This is a genomic window from Nocardiopsis suaedae (assembly GCF_027706745.1).
Lineage (GTDB): Bacteria > Actinomycetota > Actinomycetes > Streptosporangiales > Streptosporangiaceae > Nocardiopsis_A > Nocardiopsis_A suaedae.
In genome coordinates, this window is sequence record NZ_JAQFWP010000002.1 from 76,161 (window position 1) to 93,713 (window position 17,553).

The window sequence follows — 17,553 nt, forward strand, 5'->3', positions numbered from 1 at the left end:
AGCGCGACGCGCTGATCCGCCGCGCGGGCCGCCCCCGGTGGTCCGGGGGCTTACCGCGCCGCCGTGCTCGGTACGCGTCCCGGGGTGAAGCCGATCTCCGGGCGGCCCGTCCCGGGGTTGGTTCTGACGGTCGCGTTGACCTCGTAGACCTCCGCGATCAGCTCCGGCGTCAGGACGTCGGCCGGTGCGCCTCCGGCGACGGCCCGGCCCTCTTTGAGGACGAGGACGGAGTCGCAGAACATCGCCGCCAGGTTCAGGTCGTGGAGGGCCACCACCGTCGTGAGCGGCAGGTCGGCCACGAGCTGGAGCAGTTCCAACTGGTAGCGGATGTCCAGATGGTTCGTCGGCTCGTCCAGAAGGAGCTCCCTGGGCTCCTGGGCCAGCGCGCGGGCGATGTGGACGCGTTGGCGTTCTCCTCCCGACAGGCGGTGCCACAGTTCGTCGGCCTTGTCGGAAAGGCCGGTCCTCGCGAGCGCTTCAGAGACGGCCCGGGTATCGGCCTGCCTGTCGCCGCCGAACGTGCCGCGGTGCGGGATGCGGCCGAGGGCCACGATGTCGCGGACCGTGATGTCCACGACGGTGTCGGCGTGCTGCGTCACGGTGGCGATCGCTCGCGCCGCGTCCTTCCGGGACAGCGCCGCCAGCGATGCGTCATCCAGCGTGACCGCCCCGGACGTGGGCCGCGCTGTCCCCGACAGCAGTTTGATGAGGGAGGACTTGCCCGAACCGTTGGGACCGAGCAGCCCGACCGTCTCCCCGGCCCGCGGCTCCAGAGTCACCCCGTCGACGACGAGCCGGCCGCCGCGGTTCCAGCCGACCTCCCGGGTCCGCAGAGTCACACCGGCCTCCTCGTCGGTCGGAACGCAGGGGTCACAGCGGCCTCCTCCGGCGGAACATGATGGCGATGAACACCGGGACGCCGACCAGCGCGGTCCCCACCCCGACGGGCAGCGGCGAGGGGGAGAAGGCGACGCGCGCCGCCGCGTCCACCCAGACCATGAAGACCGCCCCGACCAGCGCCGTCACCGGGACCAGGCGGGAGTGCACCGGCCCGGTCAGGAACCGTGCGGCGTGCGGCAGCACCAGGCCGACGAACCCGATCGCCCCGGCCACGCTCACCATCGTCGCCGTGAGCAGCGCGGTCACGGTCATCAGGGTGATCCTGGCCCGCCGCACCGCCACCCCCAGCGAGGAGGCGACCTCGTCACCGAACGCGAACGCGTCCAGCACCGGCGCCCGCACCAGGCAGAAGACCGCACCGGCGAGCACGACGGCACCGCACAGGGCCACATCGTCCCACCGCACCCCTTCGAGGGAGCCCAGCAGCCAGAACATCACCCCGCGCGCCTCGTCCGAATCGGCGAAGGCGAAGATGACGAACGAGGTCAGCGCGGAGAACAGCTGCGTCACCGCGATCCCCGCCAGGATGACCTTGTCATTGGTGCCGCCCGCCAGGCGCGAGATCAGCATCACCACGGCGAACGCCGCGACCGATCCGGCGAACGCTCCGCCGGAGACCCCCGGCGCGAACCCGCCGATGCCCACGATCCCCACCAGTACCGCCCCGGTCGAGGCGCCCGAGGAGATCCCGAGGACATAGGGGTCGGCGAGCGGGTTGCGCAGCAGCGACTGCAGGATCACACCGCACAGCCCCAGACCGGCCCCGCACGCCGCGGCCACCAGCGCCCGGGGCAGGCGGTCGTCCCACACGATGGCGTCCTCGGAGACCCGCACCGGGATGTCCGTGAACCCCAGGTGGTTGAGCACGATGTCGCGCACGTTGACCAGGGAGACGTCCGCGGGCCCCAGGGTGATCGCCACCCCGATCGACGCCAGGAGCAGCGCCAGCGCCCCCGTGCCCACGCCGAGGAACCGCAGGGACGAGCCCCCGGCGGGTCCGGCCGGCGGCGCCGGGGCGGACGCGGTGCGCGGCTCGACGGGCGGGGCGTCGAGCGTCACCGCGCATCCTCGAAGGAGCCGAGCCCTTCGGTGAGGTCCTCCAGCCCGTCGACGGTCCGGATCGAGGGGTTCATCTCGGCCCCGTGCAGGGCGATGAACCGTTCCTCCTCGACCGCCTCCATGTCCTTGGTGAGGGGGTCGCTCTCCAAGAAGTCGATCTTCTCCTGGAGCTTGTCGCCCGGCGCCCGCTCGCGGCTGAGGTCTCCGAGCACGATCACGTCGGGGTCCCTGTCGACGAAGGCCTCCCACGTCGTGGCCGGCCAGTCGTCCTCCTCGTCGGCGAACACGTTCTCGGCGCCGACCTCGTCGGCCAGCAGGTTCGCCGACCCCCGCCCGCCCGCGACGTAGGGCGTCTTCAGGTCCGCGAACCAGAACGCGATGGTGAGGTCGGAGGCGTCGACGCCCTCCAGGGCCGCCTGGCGCCGCTGTTCGAGTTCGTCCACCAGGTCCTCGCCCCTGCTGGGAACGTCGAAGATCTCGGCCAGCTCGCGGATCTCCTGGTACAGCGGGTCGAGGGTGAGCGGGGCGGTCCGGGTGCCGCCGCCGTTGATGCTCGTGCCGCCGTCGCAGTCGGTGGGGGACAGGTAGGTCGGGATGCCGGTCTCCTCGAAGCGGCTCCGCTCGGCCACCCCTCCCTGGGCGAAGTGGCGCCCGAACGAGGCCGTCACCAGGTCGGGGTCGGTGTCCAGGGCCACCTCCCAGGAGGGCGCCTCGTCCGCCAGCCGGGGGACCTCCTCATTGGCTTCGGCGAGGTCCTCCCGCACGGGGTCGGTCCACGACGCGGTGCCGACCATGCGGTCCTCCAGCCCCAGCGACAGCAGGATCTCCGTGGACCCCTGGTCGAGGGAGACGGCCCGCTGAGGCGCGTGCTCGATCGTCACCTCCCGGCCGCAGTTCTCCACGACCAGGGGGTACTCGGTCGCGCCTTCCCCGGCGGCGGCCTCCTGCTCCGGAACGGGTTCGGACTCCCCGCAGCCGGCCGCGGCCAGCAGAAGGAGGACGGACGCCCCCGCGGCGAGAGAAGCGCGTATCACCATGACCACCGCTCAACAGATCCGGTTCGGGACCATGCGCCCGAAATGCCCAACACGGCGATGGTTACCTTAGCCTAGCCTAACTAGTACTCACGTCGCGGGGGCGCGTGGAGTCGGGCCCCGCCGGATGGTGGGGACGTCCGACGGAATCCGTCGGCGTGCACGTCGCGCCGAAGCGGGCGGACGAGCGACCGCCTGAAGCGAAGCGGAGGGGCCCACACGCTCCATTGGGTGTGGGCCCCGTCCTCATTGCGAGGGCTACTGCTCCACCGGCTCTCCGGACAGGTCGGAGATGATCCTCAAGGGCCTGCACGAGGGGCCGGCGGTCACCGAGCCGTCCTCCAGGTCGAACACCGAGTGGTGCAGCGGGCACCGCACCTTCAGCACCGTTCCGTCCACGTGGCCGAACCGCAGCAGGCCGCCCCTGTGCGGACAGTGCGCCTCGGCCAGTAGACGTCGGCCTCCCGCCTCGATCAGCACCATGTCCTCGGTGACGGGGCGGATAGAGGGCTCGTTGCTGCTCATGACGCAGCCCCTGCCGCCCGCGCGCGCTCTACGGCCGCCTCGAAGGCCGCCCCGGCCACCGCGCCGGTCACCTCCACGCCCGCCCAGACCTTGGCCGTGTCCAGGCCGCGCTCAGTGTCCAGCGCCTTGAGCGCCGCCCGCATCTGGCGGCTGTGGTAGCCGTCGATGTACAGGTGCTCGGTGTAGTAGGCGTGCTCCGACAGCCCCAGCCGCTCGGCCGCCTGCCGGTAGCACTGGAACGCGTACAGCACGCTCGACTCGAAGTAGGCGTACCCCCCGAGAAAGTACTCCGGTTCCGGCGCGCGCGACGCCAGCCAGTGGAACAGGTTGACGTAGGCCAGCGACTCCGGCGCCGCCCTGGGCACGTAGTGCTCCAGGTCCAGCGTCATCCCCAGCCCGGTCAGCAGGTCCCGGTACAGCCGCGAGTGCGCCTTCTCCTCGCTGCCGCACCCCAGCTCGTCGATGAGCACCCGGAACACCGCCAGCCCCGACGCGAACGGCAGCCGCGCCACGACCGGGAGCAGCGTCTCGGACTCGGTCAGCCCGTCCACCGCGAACTCGGCCGCGATCACCTTGAGCTGTTCCAGGTCCGCCTCCTCGGCCACGAACCGCGCGGCCTCGTCCTCCACCGCCTCCTCGGCCGCCAGCCGCCCGCGCAGCGCGCGCAGCAGCGCCGTCCGGTCCGGCAGGTCGGGGGCCCCGGCCTCGAACCGTGCCGCCATCGGCCCGATCCAGCGCTCCTCCAGCGCCAGCACCTCCCCGTACTCCGCGGCCGTGGGCACGGTCCGGTACAGGCGGTACAGCCGGAGCTGGTCGCTGTCGGCCGCTCTCGCGCGCGCCTCGGCGGTGTCGGGCGCGGCGGGCACCCCGCTCGGGAGCCCCGGCACAGTGCTCGTCGTCATGACTCGTCCTCCTCTCGTGCGTGCTCTCCGGAGGGCGCGCATGCGTCCTCGATCACGCCCCTGCGCGCGAGCTCCCGTTTCACGCGCAGGTACCAGTCGTCGCGGAACAGCCCGAACAGGTCGCACACCGCGTCCACGATCCGCTGCAGCGGCTCGCCGGGGTCGGCCAGGAGCGTGTTGCACAGCCCGGGTTCGGGGTTGGCCAGCGGCCCGATCAGCCCGTCCACCCCGGGCGTCGACGCCACCTGGTCCTCCCACCCCTGCAGCACCGGGACCCCCGTCCCGGACGCCGCCAGCGCGCGCGTCATCTCGGGGTTTCCGCTGGACTCCTTCACCGCGGCGATCCCGGGCAGCCCGCAGATCCGCAGCAGCGTCACCAGCGACGCCCGGTTCCGCGAAACCGGCTCCTCGTTGTAGACGACGACCGGCAGCCGGGTCCCGCCCTGCAGGGTCCGGTAGTGCGCCACCATCTCGTCCTGCCCGACGCGCGCCCCGAACGGCGTGGTGGCGGCGACCATGTCCGCCCCCAGCGCTTCGGCCATGTGGGCCCGGCGCAGAACTCCGGGCGTGTCGGGCGCCTGCACCCCCGCGATCACCGGGAGCCCGTGGGAATGCGCGACCGTGAAGGCGACCATGTCGCTCCACTGCTGGTCGGTGAGGCGCCACCCCTCGCCCGAGCTGAGCACCGGCATCAGCGCCGACACGTCGGCGTGCAGGTACTCGATGAGCGAGGCCGTGCTCTTCTCCGAGACGCGGCCGTGTTCGTCGTACGGGGTGATGAGCGGAACCACGGTCCCGGCGATCACAGCTCATCCCTCCCGACGCGCAGCGCGAGCGAGATGCGGTAGTACGGCTCCAGCCCGCCCGGGAACCGGGGGTCGCCTTCACCGCCGTCCGCGGGCTCCACCGGCAGGCCGGGCCGCGCCAGCAGCCGTGCGGAGGCGGTGTACAGGGTACCGCCGCGCTCCATCACCTGGCCCAGCGCCAGCCGCTCGTGGTCGGGAAGCCCGTCCAGGGCCGGGTCCTCCCAGGCGCGCCGGGTGTCCTTCTCCGTGTACCCGGGCCGGTCCATGCGCAGGTCGGTGTGGAGCCGGTCCATGAAGGGGTAATAGGCGTCCTGCTCGCCCCTGGGGCGCCTCCACACCAGGGCGTCGCACAGGCCGACCTGTTCCAGGCTCATGCGCACCCGCTCCGCGGGCCGCTCCAGCGCGCGGGCGAAGAACGCCTTGCACCCGCGGCGTACGCGCTCGTCCTCGTGGTGCATCCCCGTACGGTGCATCCCCATACGGTGCATCCCCATAAAGAGGGAGGCGTCCACGAACACGTCACCGCTCATGGCGCATCAGCACCTTCCGCATGCGGTCCATGGCGAGGCGGAACATCTCCGGCTCCCGCGCCAGCGCCACGCGGACGAACCGCTCACCGCGCTCGGGCGCGCTCCAGTAGAAGTAGGTGCCGGGCAGCACGTACACCTCGTCGGCCAGCAGCTCATCCTGCAGACGGGACGCGGTCAGGTGCCCGGGGCGGATCCGGAACCAGGCGACGCTGGTCTCCACCATCGGCTCCTGGTACTCCAGCACCGGCCCGTGCAGGGTGTTGCGGGCCGTGGCGGCGTTCTCCCGCACGATCCGCCGCACCGACTCCATGCCGTCCTCGATGGAGTCCTCCACGTACCGGGCCACCACGTTCAGCACGAACGGGGAGACGTTCAGCAGCACGCTGGTGTGCAGGTCGTAGATCTCCTGCTGCAGGGACCCGCCGGCGGTGAGCAGCGCGCACTTGGCGTCCTGCAGCGGCCACGTCTTACCGGTGTCCTCGATGGCCAGGTACTCGATGCCGGAGCCCTCCAGCAGCGCGTACACGTCCGCCCGGGTGCCCTCGGCCGCCAGTGCGAAGGAGGCGAAGCAGAAGTCGAGGACGAGCAGCCGCCCGTGGTCGGCGCAGAACCGCACCACCTCGCGCAGCCCCTCCATGCCGCCGGAGGCCAGGGTGAACCCGGTCGGGTTGTTCGGGTCGACCAGGTAGACGGCGTCGGCGGTGCACCCCTCGGCGAGCCGGTCGTACACCCGCGCCGGGTCGGCCAGCGACTCCTCGGGCAGCGCCTCCAGCGGGACCTGCATGTTGCGCAGCAGGTCGGTCAGGTTGTCGAAGCAGGGCTCGACGAGCGCCACGGACATCCCGTGCCGCCGCAGGTACATGGCGGCCACCATGGTGGACACGCTGGCCGAGTACGACAGCAGCGCCCGGTCCATGTGCAGCGCCGTGGGCTGGCGGTGCAGGCGGAAGAAGGCCGACCGCAGCCGGTCCTCGAAGTAGGCCTGCGTGTGGTCCTCGGACTCGTGCCACAGCTCGGTGAGCCGGGCGACGATCTTCTCCTGCTCGGGCGACTGCCGCTGGTGGGTGTGGGCGTCCGCCAGGTTGTAGCGGGTCTTCAGCGCCTGGATCTCGTGCTGGGTCAGGTCGGCCGCGCCCCGGACGGCGGGGTCTCCGCCATTGTTCGAGGGCTCGGGGAAGGTGGACACTTCGATCTCGGTGATTCCGGCCTCGGTCACGTCTTCGCGCCTTTCTCGATTTCGTGGGCCGAGCGTGGGTGATTCGATACGGACATCCGTGATCACCTGCTCGAACGCCTTGAAGTCTATGAAGAAGGGCGGCCGTTGAGGGGCAATCGCCCTGACCTGAAACGGACGCGTCAGGCGCGCTGCACAATGGTCGGCCCGACGGTACACTCCGGCGCCCGTGCGGGAATCCGAAGGTGAATGCGACGCATTTCCGTGTCCACTTCACATATGAATGGGGAAAACGGTGCGCCGGAGCCCGGAGAGCGCTGTTTCGGCGTATGGGAACGGCGCCCCCGGCACGTCCGGATCGCAGGGGCCCGGACACCCGGTCGGCCTCCCCGGGCGCGTGGCAGGAACCGGCAACGCGTCGGCGGCGCACGCGGCGGCCCACGCGCGCGCACACGCGAAGGGCCCGCCGGAGCCGTCCCAACGGCTCCGGCGGGCCCGCGGTCCTTCCCTAGGCGGCGGCGCGGCGGACGATGGCGTCGTACACCGACGGGTCGTCGGAGGCCACCACCGGCCAGCCGATCCCGTAGTCCCCGGCCCACCCCACCTCGATGCCGGGGTTGGCCACGTCGCCCCCGTCGGCGAAGAACAGGTGCGGACTGCAGTTCACCCGGTCGGTAGCGGCCGTCTCCGCCTGGTCCGACAGCGTGCGCCGGGCCCTTCCGTCCTCCAGCGCCTCGGCGATGTGCGCCGCGTCCACCCCCGCCGCCTTGGCGCACTCCAGGATCACCGTGCGGTCGCCCACGCACCGCGACTCGGCCCAGAACGCCTTGCGAAGCGCCAGATCCAGCCGCTCAGAGGCGTCGAGCCCCTGCGCCTTGGCGGCCTGCACCGCCTCCAGCGCGGGCAGTGTGGTCGTCGGGTACAGCCAGTCGGGCGCCTGCCAGAGCTGCCACCCGGCGCCGGGCTCCATGGAGGCCATGCGCCCCACCTCACTGTCGGTCCCCGGCCGCGGGCTGGGGGCCTTGTTCAGCAGCTCCAGCGGGAAGGCGCGGTGGTCGAACCGCACCCGGTCGCCGAGCCGCGCGCGCGTGCGCGCCTCGTGCAGCCGGTGCACGGCGATGTGGGCGAAGGAGCACCAGATGTCGCTGTAGACGACGATGGTCCCCGGCGCCACTTCGATCGGGTCCTGCATGGGTCATGTCCCTTCGGTCGCTCACCTACGGTCACTCAGGGCGCGCTCGCGTCGAGCGCGCCCTCCAGGTCGGCTTCGGGCAGCCACGGCGGAAGCAGGGGCAGTTCGGCCATGGCCGCGTACAGCCGGTCCAGCCCGCCTTCCATGGGCGGAGCGTGGGCGCTCAGCATCCGGCGCGGGCGCAGCCCCCGTATGGCCGCGACGGCGGTGTCGAACCGCTTCTGGTCGACCATCGCCGTCCACGGGGCGATGGCCCGGTTCAGGACCGAGAAGCCGGAGAAGAAGCACTCCTCGCCGTGGTCGAACGGGTGCTCGGCGGGCCCGGGCAGCACGGTGCCGAAACTGTCCGAGGCGAACAGCGATCCCGTGGCCGAGTCGACCACGGCGAGCGTCCCCGGGGAGTCGAACATCGGCGGCCGGTGGAACGACAGCACCCGGTCGGCGGTCTCCAGGCGCCCGCCCGGGTTGGCGGTGACGACCCGCCCCTCGGGCAGGGAGAACTCCTCGGTCAGGCGCACCGCCGACACCGGGCTGGTGACCAGCCGCGCGCGCGGCGCGGCCCGCAGGATGCGCATCAGCGCCCCGGTGTGGTCGCGGTCGTCGTGCGTGACCACCACCCACCGCAGGTCGTCGGGGTCCACGTAGGTCCACAGCATCGCCTCGAAGGCGGCCGCGTCCACCGGCATCCCGGAGTCGACGAGCACCGGTTCGCGCCCGGTGGCCAGGTAGCCGTTGACCGGCTGCAGTCCGAGGCCGGGTATGGGCAGGTCGGAGGGCAGGGTGGTGATTCCCGGCCCGGCGCGGTAGGGCTCGCGCATCGGTCCTCATCCCCTCACAGCAGCTGGATGGCCAGGGCGCCGGCGGCGAGCAGCGCAAGGCCCCCGGCGCGCGGCGGCGTCACGGGCCGCTTCGGCAGGCGGAACAGCCCGTACTGGTCGACGGCGGCGGAGGTGAGCTGCAGTCCGGTCACGGTGAGCGCCACCGTCACCGCGGCGCCGATCTGCGGGATCAGCAGGAAGGTGCCGGTGACGTAGCCCGCCGCGCAGGCCCCGCCCAGCCACCCCCACCACGGCATGTGCCGCAGCGGTGTGAACCGCGGCCGCGGGGTGCGGCCGGTCGCCAGGAGCACCGCCAGCACCGCGGCGATGGCGAGCGTGGCCACCGTGAAGCTGACGACGGCCACCGCCAGGGGCTCGACGAGGGTGCCGCGCAGCAGCGCGTTGACCGCCCCCTGCACCGGGAGCACCGCGCCCGCCGCCAGGCCCAGGACGACCCACCCGGCCAGGGAGGGCGGCCGCCCGTCCCCGTTCGGCGGCGCCTTGACCGCCACGCCTCCGACCCCCGCGGCCGCGGGGGCCGCCGCCCGCGTCTGGGACCGCACCACGACGGTGATTCCGGCGAGCACCGCCACCGCGCCGGCCGCCGTCCCGACCGACAGGGGCCGCTGCTCGACGCCGAGCACCCCGAGCAGGTCCAGCGCCACCGACGCGAGCATCTGCCCGGACACGAACAGGCCCACGGTGGTCACCGCGCCGAGCCGGGGGATCAGCAGGATCCCGCTGGTGATGTAGAAGGGGCTGGCCAGCCCGCCCAGCAGGTGCCACCAGGGGGCCTCGGGCACCTGCCCGAGCGCGCCGAGGGACCCGGTGGCCAGGCCGAGCGCCAGCAGCAGCCCGGTGGCCACGCACAGTTGGACGGTCGAGGCGCCGTAGGGCGTTCCCACGGCCTTGTTGAGCTGGAGGTTCACCGACGCCTGGACCGCGAGCAGGCACCCGATGAGCAGGGCGGCGGCGAGCAGTGCGATGTGCATGGTCCTCTCCCGGTCAAATGGACAGGCTGTCCGCTTCTCGCTCCCATCATGCATTCAAGCGGACACGGTGTCCACATAACCGAGGGAATCCGTTAGCATCGGGCCATGGAGAACGGAGCCGGACACCCCGAGGGCCTGCTGCTCGACGAACCGTCCGTGGGCGCGCCCGCCGGGCGCCGCCCCCGCGCCGACGCGGCCCGCAACCGCGCGCAGATCCTGGCCGCCGCCCGCCGCCTGTTCGCCGAGAAGGACCCCCGGGCCGTCACCATGGGCGACATCGCGCGCGCGGCCGGGGTCGGCCGCGCCACCCTCTACCGGCGCTTCCCCGACACCGCCTCGGTCGCCGTCGCGCTCCTCGACGAGCACGAGCGCGAACTCCAGGGCGCGATGATCTCCGGCCCCCCGCCCCTGGGCCCCGGCGCGCCCCCTGAGGAGCGCCTGGCGGCCTTCTACGCCGCCATGGTCGACCTCCTCGACCGCCACCTGCCGCTGCTGCTGGGCGCCGAGACCGGCGAGCGCCGCTACACCACCGGCGCCTACGCCTTCTGGCGCGCGCACCTGCGCGTGCTCGCGCGCGCGGCCGGGGCCCCCGACCCCGAGGCGCTCGTCGAGCCGCTGCTGGCCCCGCTGGCCCCCGAGGCCTTCGCCCACCAGCGCGACCGGGCCGGGCTGTCGCCCGCGCGCATCGCCGCCGCCCTCGCCTGGAGCGCGCGCCGCCTCCTCGGCGGGCAAGACCGCTGAACGTCACACTCCTGTTGCCGAACGGGCACACGGTCGTTTCCGGTCAGACCGCAATTACCCCATTGACCTCGGAAATCCTCGTGGTTCGATGTGATTCGACCAGGTAAGGGGGTATTGGCGGTTCGACATGCCGGGTACATCGTGCGGTTGGTGAAGAAACACCGACGATCATTGGCGACCGAGATCCTGAACAATGCCTCACCATAGGTATGGGGTAGACAGGGCTCGGGTGGAGTCCGGGTGCCGTCGTGCCCTCGGATCAGCAGTGCCCGGTCCGGTGTGAGGAGAGATGGGGGAGGCGTGATGGCTCGCAGGTCGACCGCGCGGAGCGGCGGTACCCCCGAGGCCGCCGACGCGGCCGACGACGTGCGCGGGGGAGCGGGCCGCCTGCGGCGGCCCCGTGCCGGTTCGGGCGGCCGCTGGTGGGTCTGGGTCGGCCGCGCCGTCCTGTGGGCCTTCATCATCGTCGTCCTGTTCAACGGCGTCTGGCACCCCCTGCGGGAGGGCATCGCGACCCCGTCCGACGACGGCGGCGCCCAGGAGGAGCCGCAGGAGGAGCGGTTCCCCGAGGCGGCCGCGGGCGCGTTCGCGGGGCGCTTCGCCGAGCACTACCTCAACGCCCCCGAGGACGGCGCCGAGGCCGACCGGGCCACGGCGCTCGCCGAGTTCGTCCCCGAGGGCGACGCCGACGCGTTCAACGTCCCGGCCGGGTCGCTGACGGGGTCGGAGATCCAGGTCGTCACCGTCACCCCCGAGGACGCCAACAACGCCGTGGTGACCCTCAGCGCGCAGGTCAACGGCGAGCCCATGAGCCTGGACGTGCCCGTCTACGCCGAGGACGCCTCCTCCCTGGTGGTGTCCGGCCCGCCGGCCCTGCTGGCCGCGCCGGACAAGGCCGACCTGCCCGAGGCGCCCGGGGGCGAGGGCGACTCCGAGGCCCGCGAGGAGCTGGAGCCGGTGCTGACCTCGTTCTTCGAGGCCTACGCCGAGACGCCCGAGCACCTGACGCGCTACGTGGAGAACGGCGCGACCGTGGCCCGCCTCCCGCAGGGGGCCCTGGAGTTCGGGGGCCTCGACGACGTGGCGGTACCCGCGCGCGGCGAGGTGGGGGAGGATGATGTACGCCAGGCCACGGCGACCGTGGAGTGGCGGATCCCCGGAGGCGGCGACGAGGCCGCCACCCTCACGCAGAGCTACCGGATCACCGTCGTCCGTTCCGACGGCGAGTGGTACGTGCGGGACCTCCAGGGGGCTCCGCACTCCTTCGGGCGCTGAGGCGGCGCTACGGGGTCCCGAGACAAGGAGATCGAAGGCCATGCAGTTCAGACGTGAGGCACGGGAGGACGGCGACTGACATGCTCCCCCTGTTTTCCAGTGTCGTGCACGCGGTGTCGGACGCGGTCGGGCCGATCGTGCTCGCGGCGGCCGATGCGCCGCCCGAGGACTCCCTGGACACCCAGGGGCTCGCGGAATGGCTCCGGGGATTCTTCGGGCCGCTGTTCCTGGTGATCGTCTCGGTGGTCGCGATCTTCTTCCTCTTCACGCGAGAGATCACCCGGTTTGTCCAATTTGTTCTTCTTGCGATCTTCATCGGGATCGTCTTCTACGTGCCCCAGATCATCGAGGTGACGGCGACCGCCCTTGCGCGCGCCGTGGGCGTTCCGGTCGATTAGGAGGCCCAGCGGATGGACCTGCCCACGTACACCAACATCTGGCGTATCGAGAAGCGGCTGTACAAGCTGTACGACTTCCGGCTTCCCCAGCCGCTCTCGGTCGTCACGCTCGGTGTGTTCCTGGGCGTCCTCGCCGTGTGGATCCTCCTGATGAGCCTGCTGAACGTCCCGCTCAAGACGCCCTGGCACGTCGTGTGGATCGTGCCGCCCCTGGTCATCACCTTCCTGGCCACCCGGCCGGTGATCGAGGGCAAGCGGCTCACCGAACTGCTGCTGTCGCAGATCCGCTTCCTGGCCGAGTCCCGGGTGTACACCCGGCTCGCGCCCGAGCACGAGCCGTCCGAGGTCCGGGTCGAGGTGCGCGTGTGGCACCGCGACCCGGACCTCCCCCTTCCGGAGGTCGCCAAGTCCCGCAAGGGCACCGGCAGGATCGCGAAGAAGGGCACCGCGAAACAGCGCGGCGGGCTGCGCGCACCGGTCCAGGGCACGGCCGAGGCCGAGCCGCTGATGCTGGAACCGGCCCTTGAGGAGGCCGGGGCCGCCGAGGCGCCGGTCCGGGCGGCGGAGCCGCCGGCGCCGGGCGATCGCGTGGCGGCCGTCGCCGCCCCGGAGCGTCCCCGGGGCAAGCGCTCGCCGGAGCCGCTCAAGCTCAACCGCGGCAAGCCCGTCTCTGAACCGGTCGGCCCTCCGGAGCCCGAGGAGGAGCCGCGGGAGGCGGTGCAGGAGACGCAGGAGGCACCTTCCCCGGAGGCGGGGGAGGAGCGCGTCGAGCCCTCCATCGTCTCGGAGGCCCCCGAGCCCGAACCGCTCCCCGAGGAGCCCGAGCCCCTGCCGGCCGAACCGGTGCGCGCCGAGCCGCCGAGGTTCGCCGTTCCCGAGCCCGTCCGGGACGAGCCCGCTCCCGAGCCCTCCCATGAGCCCGCGGCCGCCGCACGGGCCGAGCCTGCGCCCGCCCCCAAGCGCGGTCTCGGCATCAAGGTGCTCAACTACTTCGGGTTCGCCCTCAACAAGGCGCAGCCGAAGGCCGCCCAGGACACTCAGGCCGCCGAGGAGATGTCCGAGGACGTCACCGCGCAGCGGCCCGGCGGCTCGCTGACCCGCCCCACCTCTCTGGAGCGCGCGCAGGCGGCGGACCGCGCCCGCCAACGCGGCGAACTGCGCAGGGAGAACGAGGAGTGGCTCAACGCCTACCGCTCTTCAGACGCCTCGGGCTCCCCGGGGGCGGACCCGGCGGTGGAGTTCGACGAGATCTATGAGCCCGGCGGTGTGGAGGATGCTCCGGCCGCTGAAGAGGACGGTCCCAAACCCGACAAGGAGGCCCGCCGCCGCGCCGAGGAGATGATGGCGGCACCGGCGCCCGAGGAGCCGCACACGGACCTCCCTCCGGACGAGGGCGTGCGCGTGATCGAGTTCGCCCCTGAAGAGGCCGAGGAGGCGGTGCCGGTCCAGGAGGCGGCCGAGCACCCCGCCGAGCACGCCGTCGAGCGTCCCATCGAGCGCGACGAGAGCGCCCACCGGCGCCTGCGCGGCCGGATCCAGGGCAAGCAGGTGGAGCGCCGCCTCGCGCGCGAGCGTGAGCGCGTGGCGCCCCCGCCGCCCCTTCAGCAGGCACAGGCGACCGGCGCCCCGGCGACGCCGGAGGAGGCCGCCCGGCAGGCGGTCGGCACTGAGGGCGAGGAGCGCGGCCGCCGCCCGCACGCGGCGCCGTGGGAACTCCCGGAGCACGGCGGCCAGAAGCGCGCCGACGCCCGTGCCGACGTTCGCGCCCATGACGGCGTCGAGGGCGGTGCCCAGGACGGTGCCGGGGACGGCGCTCAGCCCGCGACGGATGGGGTCGCCCCGGAGCAGGGCGCCAAGGGGCCCGAGGGGGCCAAGGCCGCCAAGAGCGCTCAGGAGGAGCGGCTGGAGGTCCTCGACCGCCACCTGGAGCGCCTGGAGGAGGAAGAGCGGGAGGCGGACCCCGTGCCGCCGCAGCCCCGCTTCGCCGAGTCCGAGGACGTCGAGCGCACCAAGCGCCGCCGTGAGGGCTGGTTCACCGAGGAGCGCGCGGAGCGCCCGGCGCAGGGCGATGCCCGCGACGCCGAAGGGCCGACCGAGCCCGTCCCTGCCGAGGCCGCGCCCGCTGAGGCCGGGGTCCAGGAGGACCAGAAGGCCCCGGAGGACAAGGGCGACCAGAAGCCCCAGGAGGGGGCGGAGGCACGCCCCTCGGAAGCGGACAGGGCGGACAAGCCCGGACTCCAGCTCGACCACGGCACGGGCGAGCACGAGAGTTTCGTCGCGACGGCCGAGGAGGCGGAATCGGCGACGGCTCACGAGCCGGAGAAGTCGTCCCAGAAGGCGCCGCCCCAGAAGACCCCGTCGAAGCCGGCCACCGAGCTGGACCACGGGACCGGCGAGCACGAGAGCTACGCCGTCACCGCCACGGCCGACGACGGGGCGCCCGAGGCGGCTGCGGTTGAGGCCGAGGCGGCACCCGAGCCCGAGGCCCCGGCCAAGCCTGCCACCGAGCTGGACCATGGCACCGGCGAGCACGAGAGCTTCGCGGCGACGGCCGAGCCGCCGGTGGGCGGCGCCGACGACAAGGCGCCGCGGCAGCCCCAGGTGTCGGAGGCAGAGCACCCGGCCACCAATGCGGGCCCGACCACGGACACCAGCACGGGCACCGGTCAGGCCGAGGCGGCGACGCCGGAGCCCTCGGAGCCCTCGAAGCCCGTGATGCAGCTCGACCACGGCACGGGCGAGCACGAGAGCTTCGCGGCGACGGCCGCCAGGCCCGACGACGCGGACGGGACCTCCGCTGAAGCGCGCGCGTCGGCCGATTCGACGCCCGGATCCACCACGACGCCCGGCTCCACCACGGCGGGTTCGAGTCAGGGCAGCGGGGAGACCACCGAGGAGCGCACAGCTTCCCCGACCCCGTCCGTACCGTCTGCGCGGCCCACACCCTCCGATGGATCTTCCGGCAAGGCTGACGAAGCGGAATCGGCCGCAGACCAGGACGGCGAGGCCGCGGCTTCTGCGGTGACGGACCGCGCCGACGGCCCGGACGCGCACGCAGCCCGAGCCACCGACGCCGGTCGGTCCGAAGTGGCGTCCGACGCGGCCTCCACGAACGAGGACGCGGACGCGGACGACGTCAAGACCCAGGACCTGCCGCACGCGGCCTCCGCGCGCGCGGAGGCGGGTTCTCCGGAAACGGATGCCCGCGAAGACCAGGCATCCGCCGACGCGGCGCCTGCTGACGGCCGGGCTTCGTCGGCCACCGGTCTGACCGACGAGTCCGCCCTGGCCCACGTCGCCGAACAGCCGACCAAGGACGCCGAGCGGGAGGCGTCGACGCCGAAGACCGCCGAGAGGGCAGCGGCCGCCGACGAGCCGTCCGCCCCCGATCGGCCCGCCCCCGATCGGCCCGACGACGCCTCGCGGAAGTCCGGCGACGAGGCCGCCGCACGCGGAAGCGAGATGGCTGAAGCCGCGAAGCCGACCCCGGCTTCGTCCCCGGCCTCGTCCCCCGCATCCGTCAAGCCCTTCACCGAGCTGGACCACGGGACCGGCGAGCACGAGAGCTACGCCGCCACTGCCCAGCCCGAAGAAGAGCCGCACCGCGCCACCGACGACGACCTGACCGCCGCCGAGGAGGCCGCGCTGCGCGCGCGCCAAGCCGCGTCCCGCCGCCCGGCCCAGGAGCCCGCCGCGCCCGCCGCGCCCGCCGAGCCCGCCGAGTCCGCGGAATCCGCCGCGCCCGCAAAGCCCTCCCGGCGCTCCCAGCCCGCCGAGGTCAACGACATCCTGGAACGGTCGCGGCGGCTCTCGCGCTCCATGCGCAGCAACCCGACGGGCTCCCAGAGCGCGGTGCGCCACGAGCCCAAGCACACGGCCCGGGGCGCCGACGCTCCGAGCACCGATCCTCGCGACACCGATCCTCGCGACACCGACCCTCGCGACACCGGCTCCCGCAACAGCGGCCCGGCGGAGAGCTCCCCCGAACCCTCCGCCGCGTCCTCCGGCGAGACCCGCCGGCCCTCCGAGTCGGGCCCGGCGCAGACCGGCGAGGGGGTCTTCAGCAAGGTCGCCGAGAACGCACGCCGCCTCAACAACCTCTTCGGCCAGGACGGCGACCGCGCCAAGGGCGCCTCCGAGACCGGGACCGACCCCGAGGTCGTCGAACTCGCCCCGGACGGTTCCGGAACCGGCCCCGCCTCCGACTCCGACACCGACGACAAGCCCGAGCTCCAGCTCGACCACGGCACCGGTGAGCAGCGGCGCCTCAGCCCTGCCGACCGGGCGCGCGCCGCCGCCGAGGCCGCCGGGACCGACACCGGCGCCACCCGCGGCTGGCGGCGCCTGGCCCGCGTCGTCACCGGCGGCTCCAACGCGCCCAAGCACGAGCTGCCCGCCGGGGACGTCGCCCGTCTGCGCATGGACATCGGCGGGCCGCGCAGCGTGGTCGTGCTCGGCTGCACCGGCGGCGCCGGGCAGACGATCACCTCGCTCATGCTCGGCCACACCCTGGCGTCCTACCGGGACGAGCGGGTCGTCGCCGTCGACGTGAACCCGGGCGTCAACGGCCTCTCCCGCAGGATCCGCAGCGCGACCCCGGAGACGCTCACCTCCCTGCTCGCCAACGCCGAATCGGTCGACGGGTACGCGGACATGCGCCGCTACACCACCCAGACCGGAACCGGCCTGGAGGTCGTCTCCACCCTCGACGACCCGTACGTGCAGACCCTGGACGACCGCGACTACGCGGGCCTGGCCGAGCTGCTGTCCGCCCACTACGAGGTGGCCCTGCTCGACCCGGCCGCCACCGGTGTGGCGCGCGCGCTGCCCACCGCCGACGGCCTGGTCCTGGTGGCCCCGGCGAGCGCCGACGCCGCGCGCTCGGTCGCCATGACCTTCGAGTGGCTGGACGGGCACGGGTACGCGGCGCTGCGCTCCCGCTCCGTCGTGGTCATCAACGGGGTGAGCAAGCGCAGCCTCAACGACGTCGACGAGGCCGAGCAGGTGGCCCGCGGGCGCTGCCGCGCCATCGTGCGCGTCCCCTGGGACGACCACGTGGCCCAGGGGAAGCTGGGGGACACCGCGAGCCTGCGGTCCAGCACGCGGCGCGCCCACGCGGCCCTCGGCGGGGTGCTGATGCACGCCGTGTCCCCGGCGGGGCAGCAGCCGTCCAACCGCGCCCCCTCGGAGGCCCGCCGATGACCCGC

Annotated in this window: 15 protein-coding genes; 4 read left to right on the forward strand and 11 right to left on the reverse strand. The window is 73.3% G+C overall.

The genetic code is table 11. The features are described from left to right. Window positions 1-50: 50 nt before the first annotated feature. From O4U47_RS01670 to O4U47_RS01720, 11 genes are all read right to left on the reverse strand, one after another. A complete protein-coding gene (locus O4U47_RS01670) occupies window positions 51-839 on the reverse strand; it encodes an ABC transporter ATP-binding protein (RefSeq protein WP_270675443.1) in 789 nt (262 codons plus the stop codon). 31 nt (window positions 840-870) lie between these two features. Then, a complete protein-coding gene (locus O4U47_RS01675) occupies window positions 871-1,959 on the reverse strand; it encodes a FecCD family ABC transporter permease (RefSeq protein ID WP_270675445.1) in 1,089 nt (362 codons plus the stop codon). Continuing rightward, window positions 1,956-2,996: an ABC transporter substrate-binding protein gene (locus O4U47_RS01680; protein WP_270675447.1), complete on the reverse strand. Its 1,041-nt coding sequence runs from the start codon at window positions 2,994-2,996 to the stop codon at window positions 1,956-1,958. The genes O4U47_RS01675 and O4U47_RS01680 overlap by 4 nt, the downstream gene beginning before the upstream one ends. 255 nt (window positions 2,997-3,251) lie before the next feature. Continuing rightward, complete coding sequence (locus O4U47_RS01685; RefSeq protein ID WP_270675449.1) at window positions 3,252-3,518, reverse strand: Rieske (2Fe-2S) protein; 267 nt, start codon at window positions 3,516-3,518, stop codon at window positions 3,252-3,254. Further along, on the reverse strand, window positions 3,515-4,420 hold the full coding sequence (locus tag O4U47_RS01690; protein WP_270675451.1) for an iron-containing redox enzyme family protein: 906 nt from the start codon (window positions 4,418-4,420) through the stop codon (window positions 3,515-3,517). Before O4U47_RS01690 ends, O4U47_RS01685 begins: the two co-directional genes overlap by 4 nt. Then, window positions 4,417-5,226, reverse strand: coding sequence for a dihydrodipicolinate synthase family protein (locus tag O4U47_RS01695; protein ID WP_270675453.1), 810 nt, complete (start codon window positions 5,224-5,226; stop codon window positions 4,417-4,419). The genes O4U47_RS01690 and O4U47_RS01695 overlap by 4 nt, the downstream gene beginning before the upstream one ends. Further along, on the reverse strand, window positions 5,223-5,756 hold the full coding sequence (locus tag O4U47_RS01700) for a DUF6190 family protein (RefSeq protein WP_270675455.1): 534 nt from the start codon (window positions 5,754-5,756) through the stop codon (window positions 5,223-5,225). Before O4U47_RS01700 ends, O4U47_RS01695 begins: the two co-directional genes overlap by 4 nt. Further along, entirely contained in the window at window positions 5,746-6,972 is a 1,227-nt protein-coding gene (locus O4U47_RS01705) for an aminotransferase class I/II-fold pyridoxal phosphate-dependent enzyme (RefSeq protein ID WP_270675457.1), read from the reverse strand. The genes O4U47_RS01700 and O4U47_RS01705 overlap by 11 nt, the downstream gene beginning before the upstream one ends. Before the next feature lie 466 nt (window positions 6,973-7,438). After that, on the reverse strand, window positions 7,439-8,122 hold the full coding sequence (locus O4U47_RS01710; protein ID WP_270675459.1) for a DsbA family oxidoreductase: 684 nt from the start codon (window positions 8,120-8,122) through the stop codon (window positions 7,439-7,441). 35 nt (window positions 8,123-8,157) lie between these two features. Then, window positions 8,158-8,940, reverse strand: coding sequence for an oxygen-binding di-iron domain-containing protein (locus tag O4U47_RS01715; protein WP_270675460.1), 783 nt, complete (start codon window positions 8,938-8,940; stop codon window positions 8,158-8,160). Window positions 8,941-8,954: 14 nt separating this feature from the next. After that, window positions 8,955-9,932, reverse strand: a complete 978-nt coding sequence (locus tag O4U47_RS01720; protein WP_270675462.1) for a DMT family transporter — start codon at window positions 9,930-9,932, stop codon at window positions 8,955-8,957. Window positions 9,933-10,037: 105 nt separating this feature from the next. Here O4U47_RS01720 and O4U47_RS01725 point away from each other — a divergent pair, with 105 nt between their 5' ends. The 4 genes from O4U47_RS01725 to O4U47_RS01740 all read left to right on the forward strand — a co-directional run bounded on the left by O4U47_RS01725 (window position 10,038) and on the right by O4U47_RS01740 (window position 17,548). Continuing rightward, complete coding sequence (locus O4U47_RS01725; RefSeq protein ID WP_270675464.1) at window positions 10,038-10,673, forward strand: TetR/AcrR family transcriptional regulator; 636 nt, start codon at window positions 10,038-10,040, stop codon at window positions 10,671-10,673. 303 nt (window positions 10,674-10,976) lie between these two features. Continuing rightward, window positions 10,977-11,948 (forward strand): conjugal transfer protein, encoded by a 972-nt coding sequence (locus tag O4U47_RS01730; protein WP_270675466.1) that lies wholly within the window; start codon window positions 10,977-10,979, stop codon window positions 11,946-11,948. An 80-nt stretch (window positions 11,949-12,028) separates the two neighbouring features. Next, entirely contained in the window at window positions 12,029-12,346 is a 318-nt protein-coding gene (locus tag O4U47_RS01735) for a hypothetical protein (protein WP_270675468.1), read from the forward strand. A gap of 12 nt (window positions 12,347-12,358) precedes the next feature. Further along, a complete protein-coding gene (locus O4U47_RS01740; protein ID WP_270675470.1) occupies window positions 12,359-17,548 on the forward strand; it encodes a TcpE family conjugal transfer membrane protein in 5,190 nt (1,729 codons plus the stop codon). The last annotated feature ends 5 nt before the right edge of the window (window positions 17,549-17,553 follow it).